The sequence below is a fragment of the Saccharopolyspora sp. MMCC62 genome, assembly GCF_057736575.1.
In genome coordinates, this window is the sequence record NZ_JBYKCM010000002.1 from 125,678 (window position 1) to 139,130 (window position 13,453).

The following is a 13,453-nucleotide window of genomic DNA, read 5'->3' on the forward strand; positions in this document are numbered from 1 at the left end:
GCGATGTATCCCTGATCACTCAGCCTTCGCCGTCGTAGGCGGGCTGCGGACCTTGGATGCGGCGCGGCGACGGCTTCGGCGCCGGGAACGCCGCCAGCGGCTCCGGTTCCGGCTGGGCGGGCGGTTCCGGGGCCTGCTCCGGCGGGGCTGCCCCGACGGCGGGCAGCAGCGCGGTGGGCGGGTCCCCGGGATCGTCCGCGCGTGCCTCGGGCGAGTCCGGGTACGTCGAACGGTCCGGCTGCGCGGGCGGCTCCGGGTGCGCCGCCGAATCCGAGTGCGCCGCCGAGTTCGAGTGCACTGCCGAGTTCGGATGCGGCGCCGAGTCGGAGTGCGCCGGATCCGGGTACGCCGAATCCGGGTGCACGGGCGGCTGCGGCTGCGCCGGTGCATCCGGGTGCACAGCCGAATCCGGCTGCGCGAGCGGAGCCGCATCGGTGGTGACCGGCAGCCTGCGCACCGGGTAGCGCTCGTCCCACTCCTCGTCGGCGGGACGCTCGCTCGCGGGCGGCTCGGGCGCATCCGGGTCGCGGGACAGCGAGTCGCCGAACTCGGCCACGCAGTCCAGCGCGATCTGCTCCACGACGTCGCGCAGCTCCAGATCCGCCAGCCAGCTCACCGGCAACCCGCTCAGCCCGATCAGCGCGCCCACGATGTTGCCGCAGATCGCCCCGGTCGAGTCGCTGTCGCCGTCGTGGTGCACCGCGATGCGCAGCGCCTTCGCCACGTCGTCGCCACCGGCCAGCGCACCGCACACCGCGATCGCCAGCGCCTGCTCGCCGACCCAGCCGCCGCCGAGCGTCCCGGCGATGTCCTCCGGCGTCGGATCGCCGCGCTCCGCCAGTTCCACGGCCTGCTTGAGCAGCGCGCTCGTCTCCTCGTGGCCCTCCCAGGTCTCCAGCACCTGCAGCGCCAGCCACACCCCGTCGTCGAGGGTCTGGCCGAGCAGCGCCTGCTGCACGATCACCGCCAGCGCACCCGCCGACAGGTAACCGGACGGGTGGCTGTGGGTCAGCGCGGCGGCCCGCGCGGCCAGCTCGAACGCCACCGGCGGGTCCGGCGAGTACAGCGCCATCGGCGCCGACCGCATCACCCCGCCGCAGCCCTTCGAGTCGTTGATCGGCTCGGTGATCGACCCGGCCGCGTGGCCGTCGCCGAACCGGGCCAGCGCGCGGAAGATCGTCTTGCCGGGAGAGCGGGTGGAGAACAGCCCCGGTACCTCCACCAGCCAGCCGTCCGGCTCCGGGTACACGGCGCGGAACGCACCGGCCGCGAACTCCCACTCGATGCCCTGCGTGTGCAGCCAGCGCTGGTAGGCCAGCTGGATCTCCGGCAGCGGGTCGGTGCTGCCGAGGGTGCGGCGCGCGATGCCGCCGCGGATCAGGCCTTCCGCGCTGAACAACGTCATCTGGGTGTCGTCGGTGATCGCGCCCTGCACGCCGTAGGCCTCCCGGAGGCCCTGCGGACCGCCCCGGCCGAACCGCTCGGTGATCTGCTCGGCGGTGACGAACTCCAGGTCAGAGCCCAGCGCGTCCCCGAGCGCGCCGCCGAGGAAGCAGCCCAGCACCCGCTCGGTCAGCGCGGGCGCCACCTCGTCGGTGGTCTCCGACTTGGCGTGCCCGCCCGAGCCGGGGGACTTGGCCGGCCTGGTGTCGGCAGGCGAGTCCGCCTCCGCGGCGTGGTGCGCGGGTTCCTCGCGGTCGGCGGTGAAGCCCCGGTCCACCGGCTCGGCCTGCTCCTGGTGCGGTTCGGCGTCGTCGGGATCGGCCCACTGGTCGGGGGCCGCCTCGGCGGCGGCGAACTCCGCCGTCTCGGGCTCGGCCTGCGCGTACCGGTCGTCCTGCTCCGGGGCGGGGAGCGGTTCCTCGTGCGGGGCCTCGGCGTGGTGCCCGGGTTCGGCGTGCTCGTGATCGTGCGGTTCGTCGTGGCGGGCGGCGTCGTCGGAGCCGTCGTAGGACGAGGAGGCCTCGGCGTGGTGCGCGGACTCCTGCCGGCCCGGGGACTGGTGCCGGTCCGAAGTCTCGGCGTAGCGCGCGGATTCGGCGTGGTGCGGTTCGGGTTCCGCGGCGGGGTCCGGGCGCTGAGGCGGTTCCGGGCGCGGGGCCGGTTCTTGACGCGGGGCCGGTTCCTCGCGCGGGATCCGACCGGCCTCCTCCGGCCGGATCGACACCAGCTTCGCCAGCCGGGCCAGCTCTTCGCGATCGGTGCGATCCGTGGACAGCTGGAAGCCGCCCGCTCCGAAGTCCGGCATCGGCCGCGCCTCGTCGGCGTCCTCGGCCTGCGGCCGGTGCCCGGTGAGCATCGACAGGTCGGTGCGGTCGGTGGTCTGGGTGAACGCGTTGACCGGCGCGTGTTCCGGCTCGGGCCGCGGCTGCTCGAACGAGGACCGGGGTTCGGCCCAGGACTGCGATTCGGGGCGGGGCTGCGATTCGGGACGGGACTGCGATTCGGCCCGCAGCTGCGCCTCGGGACGGGACTGCGCCTCAGGACGGGACGGCGACTCGGGCCGGGATGCGGCCTCGGACCGCCGGATCTCCTCCCGCGGCTGGGATTCCGGCCGGGAGCGCGGCTCGAGCTCCGGCGCGGCCTCCGCGGCCGGATCGCCGAACTCGGGCGCGTCCGGGTGGGAGTTCAACCGGCCCAAGTCGATGATCATCGTCTCTTCGTTGCTGCCGTCCACCGGCCGCACCGGCTCCGGGCCTCGGCCGCTGTCGACCGTGGTCGTCAGCGGCGCGCTCAGCTCCCGCGGGCCGGACGAACCGCGCGGGTCGCCCACGTAGCGCTGCGCCCACTTCGGCAGCGGCGGCGGAGGCGGCGGCGGGGCGAACGCCTCGGCGGCGTCGGCGCACAACGTCTCGATGATGTCGCCGAGTTCCAGCTCATCGCGCCACCGCGGCGGAATCGCGTCCGGCCCGTGCAGGGCTCCGGCGAGCTGCCCGGCCATCGCGCCGGTGACGCTGCTGTCCGCCGACACGTTCACCGCCATCAGCACGGCCTCGGCGAAGCTCCCGGTGGCCGCGACCGCGGCCAGCGCGGTCCCCAGCTCCCCCGGCTTGTGCTCGGTGTCGAACTCGGCGTCCAGCTCGGCGGGCCGCGGGCGGCGGCCGTCGCGGGTCGCGAACATCGCCGCGTGCACCGCCCTGCGCACCGCGGCCGGCCCGTCCGCCCCGCTGTGCAGCGAGCTCAACCGGGCATCGGTGAGCCCCACGGCCTCCCACAGCCCGATGTCGCCCTGGATCAGCTGGGTCAGCACGTCCGCGTGGAACCCGGCAGCGCCCTGCACGTTCACGTCGTCGGTGAGCAGCCGGGCCACGTCGGCTCCCGCCGCGAACACCCGCTCCTCCGAGGTGCTCCACACCATCGTCGGCGCCGCCCACACCGCGCAGTCGGCGAAACCGGGGCGCACCACCGGGCCGGACCGCGGGTCCGGGGTCTGCTGCGCCGGCGGCTGCGCGGCGAGCCTGCCCAGCCCGGACAGCGCCCCGCCCGCCGGATTGCGGGTCGAGAACAGCTGCGGCGTCTCCAGCAGCCAGCCGCTCGGCTCCGGGTGGGTCTGCAGGTAGCCGGACATCGCGAACTCCCACGGCACCCCCTGCGTGTACAGCCAGCGCAGGTGGTTCGTGCGGATCACCGGAGTCGGCAGCCAGTCCACCGACTCGCCGTTGACCGCTCGCGCCCGCAGCAGCGCCTCCAGGGTGAACACGGCCAGCTGCGTCAGCTCCGTGACGCCACCGCGCCGCCCGAACACCGGCAGGTAGTCGGTCACGCCCTGCGCGCCGAACCAGTGCTGGATGTCCCACGCCGATCTGGTGCGCACCCCTGCACCCAGCGCGTCGCCCACGGCGCCGCCGAGCAGCGCGCCGCGGAACCGGTCCGACCAGCTCAGCACGCGCGGCTCTCGCCGCGACACGGCCGAACCGTGCGTGTTCGCGAACCACGAGGTGTCACCGGTCATCCCCAGTCTCCTGTCGGGTCACCGTGCGGGGCACCGCCCACGACCACCGGTCGCGGACGTCGGTCGCAGGGCCGCCGCTTCGCCGCGGCGGACGTCCGGGAGCTATCCCGGCTCCGGCGGAGCACCGCCGATCCCTTGGACCGCACCCCCTCAATGTTGCCCCACTTGGCCGACGCCACGGCCGACTCCCCCGGGTGATCCAACGACCGGGTGGCGTGCTGCGGGTCGATCAGCGGTGGCCACGGCGGGTGCCGCGGTGATCGAGAGAATGCTCACCACGCGGGATAGCGCCTGCTCCACGCGGCGTCCGCGGGCGGGGTCGGGCTGAACTCGGCGAGCGCGTCCCGGGACAGCTCGGTCACCACGTCGCGCAGCTCCAGCACGTCCAGCCACTCCGGTGGCAGCGCGCGGAGCCCGTGCAGCGCGCCGACGACGTTCCCGCACACCATCCCGGTCGAATCCGAATCGCCCGAGTGGTTCACCGACAGCAGCAGCGCCTGCCGCACGTCCGGCACCGCGAGCGCCGCGTACAGCCCGATGGCCAGGGCTTCCTCGCCCACCCAGCCGCCGCCGAGCCGTTCCGCGAGCTGCTCCGGCGACACCGCGCCCTGCTCCGCCAGTTCCACCGCCGCGTCCAGCAGCCGCAGCTGCTCCTCGTGGCCGCGCCACCGCAGCAGCAGGTCCCGGGCCAGCCGCACCGCCTCCGGCAGCGGCACCTCCCGGATCAGCTGGTGCACCACCACCGCCAGCACGCCCGCCGACAGGTAGCCGGACGGGTGACCGTGGGTCAGCGCCGCCGTGCCCACCGCTGCGTGGAACACCTCGGCCGGATCGTGCGACCACACCGCCACCGGCGCCGCCCGCATCACCCCGCCGCAGCCCTTCGAGTCGTTCGCCGCGTTCTCCGGGGTCGCCTGCCGGTGGGTGTGGCCGAACGCGAGCAGCGCCTGCATGCAGGTGTTGCCCGGGGCTCGGACCTCGAACAGCTCGCGCCGCGCGATCAGCCAGCCGTCCGGTTCGGCCAGGTGCACCGCGTACGGACCTGCCGCTTCCGCCCAGCTGCGGTTCTGGGTGTGCAGCCAGCGCTGGTAGGCGTGCTGGACCTCCGGGAGCGGGTCGTTGTCCACCGGCTGCATCCGGCGCGCCACGTGCGCGCGCACCAGGCCTTCCAAGGTGAACAGCATCATCTGCGTGTCGTCGGAGATCTGCGCCAGGCCGTCCGCGAGCACCGGGCCGGTCACGCCGTCCGGCCCGTACCGCTCGCGGATCTTGTCGATCTGGCGGAACTCGACGGCGAAGCCCAGCGCGTCGCCCAACGCTCCGCCGAGCATGCTGCCGAGGAAACGCTCGTGGGAATCCGGCCCCTGCTGCACTCGTCCGCCCCTCCTCGCGACCCGGCGAAGATTAGCAATGCCGCACCCCCGCCCGGGCCGGTTTCGCCCCGTTCGCCCACCCGCCGTCCTTCCTGTCAGCGGCGGAGCCGCTGAGCTAGCGACCACCTGAGCAACAGGACCACCCGCGGGTTCCCAGCGGGATGCCGGCGAGGACACCGTTTTCGCATGTGGCGGAACCGCCTGCGAAAACGATCCCGCAGTGAGAAACCCGCTGAGGTTCCGCCATCCGCCCGCTCGCGACGAGGGCCGACAGACCCGACCAGTAAGCTCGCGGCCGTGAACCGCGAACGTTCCGGTTCCCTCGAATCCGGCCTGGACCTGCACCTGGACTGGTCGGGACGACCGGACAGCAGCACCCTCGCGGAGGCGTTGCGCGCGGCGATCCGCGACGGCCGCCTCGCCGCGGGGAGCCGCGTGCCCTCCACCCGCGCCCTCGCCCACGACCTCGGCATCGCCCGCGGGACCGTGACCAGGGCCTACGCGCAGCTCGGCACCGAAGGCTTCCTGCTGTCCCGGCAAGGCGCGCCCACCACCGTCGCCGACCGGCTCCGCAGCGGCGAACGCCCCGCCTCCCCGGCACCCCGGCCTGCGGACCGCGCGCCGCGCTGGGACTTCCGGCCGGGCAGGCCGAACCTGAGCGCCTTCCCGCGCAAGGACTGGCTGGCCGCGAGCCGCCGGGTGCTGCGCACCATGCCCGCCGACGAGCTCGACTACGGCGACCCGCAGGGGCCGCTCGCGCTGCGCGAAGCGCTCACCGACTACCTGCGGCGGGCCCGCGCCGTGCACACCACCCCTGAGCGGCTGATCATCTGCAACGGCTACAGCGAGGCGCTCTCGCTGATCAGCAGGGTCTTGCGCGCCGAGGGCGGGTCTTCGATCGACTTCGAGGACCCGTCGCTGCCGCACTTCCGGGACATCGCCGCCGACGACGGGATGACCGTGCGCGGCATCCCGGTCGACGAGGGCGGCCTCGACGTGGCCGCGCTGCGCAGCCCGGCCGTCGTCGTCACGCCCGCGCACCAGTTCCCGCTCGGCGTCACCATGCGGGCGCAGCGCCGCGCCGAGCTGATCCGCAACGCGAAGGCCGACGGCAGGCTCGTCGTCGAGGACGACTACGACGGGGAGTTCCGCTTCGACCGCAACCCCGTCGGCTCGCTGCAGGGCATGGCCCCGGACGCGGTGATCTACGCGGGGACGGCGAGCAAGACGCTCGCTCCCGCGCTGCGCATCGCGTGGCTGGCACTGCCCGCCCGGCTCGTAGAACCGGTGCGGGCGATGCGCACCCACGGGCGGTTCGGGCCGGTGTTCGACCAGCTCGCGCTGGGGGAACTGCTGCGCTCCGGTGCCTACGACCAGCACGTGCGCCGATCCCGGTCGGTGTACCGGACGCGGCGGGAGCAGCTGCTGCACGGCCTGGACGGGTTGCGCGCCCGGCACCGGCGCTACCCGGCGGGCATCGCCGCCGGACTGCACCTGACCCTGCGGCTCGACCCCGACGGCCCCGGCGAGCAGGAGGTCCTCGCGCGGGCGCGCGCCCGCGGCGTCGAACTCGACGTGCTCGGCCCGTGGTGGGTGCGGCCCGGCGAGCACCCCGCGGGCGTGGTGATCGGCTACGCCGCACCCGCCGAGCACGCGTTCCGCCCCGCCCTGGCGGCATTGCTCGACACGCTCGACCCATGACCGCCACCGCCGCGCGGGCTCCCGCTACAGTGCCCACGCGCGCCGGTCCCCGCCCGCCGACACGGCGCAGGGGAACTGGTGTTCTATCCTGGGTCACCGACCGGCGCACAGCAAGGAGAATCCGTGGGCGAGCAGGAAGCAGACCAGGTGACCAGCGAAGAGACCCAAGCCGAGCAGGTTTCGGCGCAGCCGGAGAACAGCACCGCCCAGGTCGAGGCGGACACCGCGCAGGCCGAGGCGACGCCCTCCGAGCCCGCCGCGGCGGACGCGACCCCGGCCGACGCCGCTCCGGCGGACGCGACCGCGGAGCCCGCGCCGAAGAAGACCCGCGCCCGCAAGCAGAGCACCGCCAAGAAGACCCGCACCGTCGAGCTCACGCTGACCGTGACCGGCACCGCGGAAGGCGAGTGGCAGGCCGAGCTGATGCACGCCGGCAAGCGCGTCGTGCAGGGGCTGCCGGTCCCGGCGGCCGCGGTCTCCAAGGCGGCGGCGGAACTCCACCAGGACATCTCCGAAGCCATCGAAGAGGTCCTGAGCGCCGCGCGCGAGCAGCACGAGGCGAAGCTCGCCGAGCTCGAAGCCGAGGTCGAGCGGGTCCGCAAGGCCCTGCTGGAGCTCGAAGGCTGACGACCGCACCGGTCGGCCGAGCCCCCGGACGCCACCGCCCCGAACCGGGGCGGCCGCGTCCGGGGCGCCCGGTCCGCGCGGTCGCGCCGATCAGAACTCCAGCACCAACCGGCCCCGCACGCCGCCCGCCGCTAGGGCTCGGTGCGCCTCCGCCGCTTCCGCCGCCGGGTAGGTCCGAGCCAACCGCAGGTCCAGCACCCCTTCGTCCACTTGGGACCGCAGCCGGTCCAGTTTTTCCCACTCCTGCGCGTACTCCCGCACGCTCACCGGCCGGTAGCTGATGCCGCGCTCCGCGTCGGCGGTGAAGAACCGCGTGGTCGAGATCCGCCCGCCGTCCCGCACCGCGGGCAGCAGGCGGTCGTTGAGCAGCGCCCCGTCCGCGATCGCGGGCACCCCGTCCGGTTCGACCTCGCGGATGCGCGCCGCCACGTCGTCCCCGCGCGGCACGACGACGTCCGCACCCAGCGACCGGACGAGCTCCCGGTCCCGGTCGGCCGCGTCCGCGATGACCCGAAGCCCGTCGGCCTTCGCCAGCTGGATCGTGCAGCCGCCGAACGCTCCCGCCGCACCGGTGACCGCGATCGTCTCGCCCGGCGCGAGTTCCAGCAGGTCCAGCGCCTGGCGCGCCGTCATCGCGTTCATCGGCAACGTCGCCGCCGCCGGGTGGTCCGCCCCGGCCGGGGCGCGCACCACCGAGCGGGCCGGGAGAACCAGGCTCTCCGAGTAGCCGCCGTGGGATCCGTGCGGCACGACGATCGCGACCACCCGGTCGCCGACGGCGAGACCGGTGTCGACGCCCTCGCCGACCTCGTCCAGCTCCCCCGCCACGTCCATGCCCGGGACGTACGGCGGTGGCACGTCCCGCAGCCGCTCGGCCTGCGCGCCGCTGCGGAGCAGGGTGTCGGTCGGGTTGACCGCGGCCGCGCGCACCCGCACGCGGACCTCACCCGGGCCCGCGTGCCGTGGTGGGACGTGGAATTCGCGCAGCACGTCGGGGCCACCGAACTCGGAAACGCCGATCACTCGCATACCCGGTGCAACCCCGCCCCGGACGCCGGATATTCCGGTTCAGGACCACCCGCTCGTGTAGTGGCGAACGCGTGTTCGATTCCGGATGATCGGATTCATGGACCCCAGAACCCGCACCCACCGCAGGCTGCACCTCGTGCCCGGGACGCCCGGCCGCTCCCCCGGGAACGCCGGTCGACCGCCGGGCGAGCCGGTGCCCGCCGAACCCCCGTACGCCCAGTCCCCGTTCGCCGAGCCCCCGTTGGCCCAGCTCCCGTTGGCCCAGCCCCCGTTGACCGAGTCCCCGTCGGCCCAGCAGCCCCCGTCCGCCGGGACCGGGGCCGCCGATCTCCCGGCCGCCGACCCCGCGGCCGCCGCCTCCGCACCGAGCCGTCCCCAACCCGCATCGCCCGCCGAACCGTCCTGGTCCGCGGCCGATCCACTCACCGACCACCACGCCGCGGGGTGCACGGACGCCGGGCTGGTCGCCGAGATCCGCGCGTGCGAGGCGTCGCGGCACCGCCTGCTGCACGACCAGCTGATCCTGCTCACCGAAGCCCGCCGCCGGGGCATCCGGCTGCCCGCGGGCCCGTCCGCCGCGCTGATCGGAGGAACCCCGACATGATCGTCGAACTGCTGCGCAGCGCCGTTCGCGGCTGCGCCGCCCCGGTCCGCGCGCTCGTCCGCGGCACCGCGCCGCAGACCCCCGAACAGCGGAAGGTCCCCGCTCGAACCCGAGCGGGGACCTCCCGTGCACTGCTCCGCGACCTGCGGCCGCCTACCGGATCACCGGTAGTCGCGACCGAAGTCGTAGTCGTCCAGCGGCACCGCGGCACCGGTGCCCGCGCCGAACACGTCCGGCGTGTAGTAGCCGTCGTCGTAGGACGGGATCGCGTACGCCGCGGCCCGCGCCTCCTCGGTCGGCTGCACCTGGATGTTGCGGTAGCGGTTGATGCCGGTACCGGCCGGGATCAACTTACCGATGATCACGTTCTCCTTCAGGCCGACCAGCTTGTCACTCGCGCCCTCGATCGCGGCGTTCGTGAGGATGCGGGTCGTCTCCTGGAAGGAGGCCGCCGACAGCCAGGACTCCGTGGCCAGCGAGGCCTTGGTGATGCCCATCAGCACCGGGCGGCCCGAAGCCGGGTCCCCGCCCTCGGCCACCACGCGGCGGTTCTCGCCCTCGAACTGCGAGCGCTCCACCGGCGAACCGGGCAGGAACTCGGTCGCACCCGAGTCGATGATGATGACGCGCCGCAGCATCTGCCGGACGATGACTTCCACGTGCTTGTCGTGGATGCCCACGCCCTGGGAGCGGTAGACCTCCTGGACCTCGCGGACCAGGTGCAGCTGGGCCTCGCGGGGCCCCATCACGCGCAGGACCTCGTGCGGGTCGACGGCGCCTTCCAGCAGCTGCTGGCCGACGTCGACGTGGTCGCCGTCCGCGATCTGCCGCTCGCTGCCGTCCACCGAGATCGTCGCGAGCCGCTGCCGCTTGGACAGCTTGTCGTAGACGATCTCCTCGCTGCCGTCGTCCGGGATGACCGTGATCTTCCAGTACCGGTCGTTGTCCTCCATCCGGATCCGCCCGGGGGCGTCGGCGATCGGCGCCTTGCCCTTCGGGACCCGGGCTTCGAACAGCTCCGTGACACGCGGCAGACCGGTGGTGATGTCGTCACCGGCGACACCGCCCTGGTGGAAGGTACGCATCGTCAGCTGCGTGCCGGGCTCACCGATGGACTGGGCGGCGACGATGCCGACGGCCTCGCCGACGTCCACCAGCTTGCCGGTGGCCATCGAGCGGCCGTAGCAGACCGCGCAGACGCCGACGCCGGACTCGCAGGTCAGCACGCTGCGGACCTTGACCTTGGAGATCTTGGCCGCGAGCAGCTTCTCGATCGCCGGGTCACCCAGGTCGGAACCGCGGGTGAGCACGATGTTGCCGTCCGAGTCCGTGACGTCCTCGGCGGTCGTGCGGGCGTAGATGCTGGTCTCGACGTGCGCGTCGCGCAGCACCGTGCCGTCCGGCAGCACCTCGGCGATCGGCATCTTGATGCCGCGCTCGGTACCGCAGTCGGTCTCCCGCACGATGACGTCCTGCGAGACGTCCACCAGACGACGGGTCAGGTAACCCGAGTCGGCGGTACGCAGCGCCGTGTCGGCCAGACCCTTGCGGGCACCGTGGTTGGAGATGAAGTACTCCAGCACGGACAGGCCTTCGCGGTAGTTCGCCTTGATCGGGCGCGGGATGTACTCGCCCTTCGGGTTCGACACCAGACCACGCATGCCGGCCAGCTGCACGACCTGGGTCATGTTGCCCGCCGCCCCGGACTTCACGATCATGCTGATCGAGTTGTCCTCGGGGAAGTTCTTCTCCATGGCCTCGGCGACCTCGTCCTTGGCCGCCGTCCAGACCTTGACGAGCTCCGCGTTCCGCTCCTGGTAGGAGAGCGCACCGCGGCGGTAGCGCTTCTCCACCTGCTCGGCGCGCTGCTCGTAGGAGTCGAGGATCTCGCTCTTCTGCGGCGGGACGACCACGTCGGAGATCGACACGGTCACACCGGAGCGGGTGGCCCAGTGGAAGCCGGCGTCCTTCAGCTTGTCCAGCGTCTGGGCGACGGTGACCATCGGGTACCGCTCGGCGAGGTCGTTGACGATCGCCGCCTGCCGCTTCTTCGGCAGCAGGTCGTTGACGAAGGGGTAGTCCTCGGGCAGCAGCTCGTTGAAGAACACCCGGCCCAGCGTGGTGTCGGCGAGCCACGGCTTGCCCGGCTCCCAGTCCTCCGGAGTGGCGTCCTTGGCGGGCACCACGTCGCGGAGCCGGATCCGGATCTTCGCCTGCAGCGAGAGCCCGCCGCGGTCGAAGGCCATGATGGCCTCGCCCACGGAGGAGTACGCCTGGCCCTCGCCCGGCGCGCCCTCGACCAGCCTGGTCAGGTGGTACAGGCCGGTGACCATGTCCAGACGCGGCATCGCCAGCGGGCGACCCGACGCGGGCGAGAGGATGTTGTTGCTGGACAGCATCAAGATCCGGGCCTCGGCCTGCGCCTCGGCCGACAGCGGCAGGTGCACCGCCATCTGGTCGCCGTCGAAGTCGGCGTTGAACGCCTCGCACACCAGCGGGTGCAGCTGGATGGCCTTGCCCTCGACCAGCTGCGGCTCGAAGGCCTGGATGCCCAGGCGGTGCAGCGTGGGAGCACGGTTCAGCAGCACCGGGTGCTCGGCGATGACCTCTTCCAGCACGTCCCACACCTGCGGGCGCTGGCGCTCCACCATCCGCTTCGCGGACTTGATGTTCTGCGCGTGGTTGAGGTCGACCAGCCGCTTCATGACGAACGGCTTGAACAGCTCGACCGCCATCTCCTTCGGCAGGCCGCACTGGTGCAGCTTCAGCTGCGGGCCGACGACGATGACCGAACGGCCGGAGTAGTCGACGCGCTTGCCGAGCAGGTTCTGGCGGAACCGGCCCTGCTTGCCCTTGAGCAGGTCGGACAGCGACTTCAGCGGCCGGTTGCCGGGGCCGGTGACCGGGCGCCCGCGACGGCCGTTGTCGAACAGCGCGTCCACGGACTCCTGCAGCATCCGCTTCTCGTTGTTGACGATGATCTCGGGCGCGCCGAGGTCGATCAGTCGCTTGAGGCGGTTGTTGCGGTTGATGACCCGGCGGTACAGGTCGTTCAGGTCCGAGGTGGCGAAGCGGCCACCGTCGAGCTGGACCATCGGACGCAGGTCCGGTGGGATCACCGGCACGCAGTTGAGCACCATGCCGCCGGGGTTGTTCCCGGTGGCCTGGAACGCGGCGACGACCTTGAGCCGCTTGAGCGCGCGCAGCTTCTTCTGCCCCTTGCCGGAGCGGATCGTCTCGCGCAGCAGCTCGGCCTCGGCACCGATGTCGAAGTCCTGCAGCAGCGCCTGGATGGACTCGGCGCCCATGCCGCCGGTGAAGTACTCGCCGTACCGGTCGTAGAGCTCGCGGTAGAGCATCTCGTCCGAGATCAGCTGGCGGGTGTCCAGCTTGGTGAAGGTCTCCCAGATCTCGTCGAGCCTGTCGATGTCGCGCTGCGTGCGGTCGCGCAGCTGCCGCATCTCGCGCTCGCCGCCCTCCTTGACCTTGCGGCGCACATCGCTCTTCGCACCCTCGGCCTCGAGCTCGGCCAGGTCGGCCTCGAGCTTCTGGGCACGGGCTTCGAGGTCCGCGTCGCGCTGGTCGGAGACCCGCTTGCGCTCGACCGCCATCTCGTTCTCGAGCGTGGACAGGTCGTTGTGCCGCATCTCGGTGTTCACCGAGGTGATCACGTAGGCGGCGAAGTAGATGATCTTCTCGAGGTCCTTGGGAGCCAGGTCGAGCAGGTAGCCCAGCCGGCTCGGAACGCCCTTGAAGTACCAGATGTGCGTCACCGAAGCGGCGAGCTCGATGTGCCCCATCCGCTCGCGGCGCACCTTGGCCCGGGTCACCTCGACGCCGCAGCGCTCACAGATGATGCCCTTGAAGCGGACCCGCTTGTACTTGCCGCAGTAGCATTCCCAGTCGCGGGTCGGACCGAAGATCTTCTCGCAGAAGAGCCCGTCCTTCTCCGGCTTCAGGGTTCGGTAGTTGATCGTCTCGGGCTTCTTGACCTCGCCGAACGACCACTGGCGGATGTCGTCGGCCGTGGCGAGGCCGATGCGGAGTTCATCGAAGAAGTTGACGTCCAGCACGTCGGGTCTTCTCCCTTAGTCGAAAGGTCCGGCCGGCTACCGGCCGGGAATGCCAGGTTGGGTCGAAGGCCGGTCCGCGGGCAGGCACATGCCC

General features: G+C 72.7%; 7 protein-coding genes. 3 read left to right on the forward strand and 4 right to left on the reverse strand.

What is annotated here, in order from left to right; genetic code table 11:
* Positions 1-19: 19 nt before the first annotated feature.
* Both AC29IT_RS04760 and AC29IT_RS04765 read right to left on the reverse strand, forming a co-directional pair.
* Positions 20-3,952: an ADP-ribosylglycohydrolase family protein gene (locus AC29IT_RS04760; protein WP_488217978.1), complete on the reverse strand. Its 3,933-nt coding sequence runs from the start codon at positions 3,950-3,952 to the stop codon at positions 20-22.
* A gap of 272 nt (positions 3,953-4,224) precedes the next feature.
* Positions 4,225-5,325: an ADP-ribosylglycohydrolase family protein gene (locus AC29IT_RS04765; protein ID WP_488217979.1), complete on the reverse strand. Its 1,101-nt coding sequence runs from the start codon at positions 5,323-5,325 to the stop codon at positions 4,225-4,227.
* A 297-nt stretch (positions 5,326-5,622) separates the two neighbouring features.
* Here AC29IT_RS04765 and pdxR point away from each other — a divergent pair, with 297 nt between their 5' ends.
* Together pdxR and AC29IT_RS04775 are read left to right on the forward strand one after the other, a co-directional pair.
* Positions 5,623-7,026, forward strand: coding sequence for a MocR-like pyridoxine biosynthesis transcription factor PdxR (gene pdxR, locus AC29IT_RS04770; RefSeq protein ID WP_488217980.1), 1,404 nt, complete (start codon positions 5,623-5,625; stop codon positions 7,024-7,026).
* A gap of 123 nt (positions 7,027-7,149) precedes the next feature.
* Positions 7,150-7,653: a DUF6319 family protein gene (locus AC29IT_RS04775; RefSeq protein ID WP_488217981.1), complete on the forward strand. Its 504-nt coding sequence runs from the start codon at positions 7,150-7,152 to the stop codon at positions 7,651-7,653.
* 90 nt (positions 7,654-7,743) lie between these two features.
* On the opposite strand, the gene AC29IT_RS04780 is transcribed toward AC29IT_RS04775, so the two are convergent.
* Positions 7,744-8,682, reverse strand: a complete 939-nt coding sequence (locus tag AC29IT_RS04780; protein ID WP_488217982.1) for an NADP-dependent oxidoreductase — start codon at positions 8,680-8,682, stop codon at positions 7,744-7,746.
* A 97-nt stretch (positions 8,683-8,779) separates the two neighbouring features.
* On the opposite strand from AC29IT_RS04780, the gene AC29IT_RS04785 reads away from it, so the two are divergent.
* On the forward strand, positions 8,780-9,286 hold the full coding sequence (locus tag AC29IT_RS04785) for a hypothetical protein (protein ID WP_488217983.1): 507 nt from the start codon (positions 8,780-8,782) through the stop codon (positions 9,284-9,286).
* Between the two features lie 161 nt (positions 9,287-9,447).
* Here the strand turns inward: AC29IT_RS04785 and AC29IT_RS04790 are convergent, their stop codons facing one another.
* Complete coding sequence (locus AC29IT_RS04790) at positions 9,448-13,359, reverse strand: DNA-directed RNA polymerase subunit beta' (protein WP_358432557.1); 3,912 nt, start codon at positions 13,357-13,359, stop codon at positions 9,448-9,450.
* Positions 13,360-13,453 lie beyond the last annotated feature (94 nt).

Coding starts and splice junctions, on each gene's coding strand:
- AC29IT_RS04760 (WP_488217978.1), bottom strand. CDS start 3,952: ATGACCGGTGACACCTCGTGGTTCGCGAACACGCACGGTTCGGCCGTG.
- AC29IT_RS04780 (WP_488217982.1), bottom strand. CDS start 8,682: ATGCGAGTGATCGGCGTTTCCGAGTTCGGTGGCCCCGACGTGCTGCGC.
- AC29IT_RS04785 (WP_488217983.1), top strand. CDS start 8,780: ATGGACCCCAGAACCCGCACCCACCGCAGGCTGCACCTCGTGCCCGGG.